This window comes from Paracoccus sp. SSK6 (assembly GCF_039770665.1).
In the GTDB taxonomy this organism is placed as follows: domain Bacteria; phylum Pseudomonadota; class Alphaproteobacteria; order Rhodobacterales; family Rhodobacteraceae; genus Paracoccus.
Genome location: NZ_JBDPNJ010000089.1, coordinates 1 through 807, shown reverse-complemented (window position 1 = coordinate 807; position 807 = coordinate 1). Strand labels below are relative to the sequence as shown.

Annotated in this window: 1 protein-coding gene; it reads left to right on the top strand. The window is 62.8% G+C overall.

From position 1 onward, the window contains the following. Positions 1 to 757: IS256 family transposase (locus AAIL68_RS17475; RefSeq protein ID WP_347141059.1), on the top strand; the 757-nt coding region annotated here is incomplete at its 5' end. Positions 758 to 807 lie beyond the last annotated feature (50 nt).

The following is an 807-nucleotide window of genomic DNA, read 5'->3' as shown; positions in this document are numbered from 1 at the left end:
GCTCACGGGGGAGTGGCCCTATGTCTGGCTCGACGCCACCTATCTCAAGCAACGCCAGGGCGGGCGGATCGTCTCGGTTGCGGCCATAATCGCCGTGGCCGCCAACACGGAAGGCCGCCGGGAAATCATCGGTCTCGGCATTGGCCCGTCAGAGGCAGAGACCTTCTGGACGGACTTCCTGCGCTCGCTGAAGGCCCGCGGTCTCGACGGCGTGAAGCTCGTGATCAGCGATGCCCATACTGGCCTCAAGGCCGCCATTGCACGGGTGTTCGAGGCGGCCTGGCAAAGGTGCAGGGTTCACTGGATGCGCAATGCCCTCGCCCACGTCTCCAAAGGCCAGCATACGGTTGTTGCCGCAGCAATCCGGCAAGCGTTCGAACAGCCCGATCGCAAGCACGCTGGCGATACCTGGCGCCACGTCGCGGAACAGGTCCGCACCCGCTGGCCCAAGCTGGCGGACCTCATGGACGCCAGTGAGCATGACGTGCTGGCCTACATGGCGTTCCCCCGCCAGCACCGCACCAAGTTGCACAGCACCAACCCACTTGAACGCCTCAACAAGGAGGTGAAGCGCCGCGCCGATGTCGTGGGGATCTTCCCCAACGAAGCCTCGATCATGCGGCTGATCGGCGCGGTGCTGTTCGAGCAGAATGACGAATGGCAGACCTCGAGCCGCTACATGATGGCCGAGGCCTTCGCTCAGATCGACAAGGAGGAGATCGACCCCATTCTCAGCATTACCACAAAAGCTGCCTGATCATGACCTCAGGCCATCTGGGAAATTACACCAGCTTGACGGACGTGACC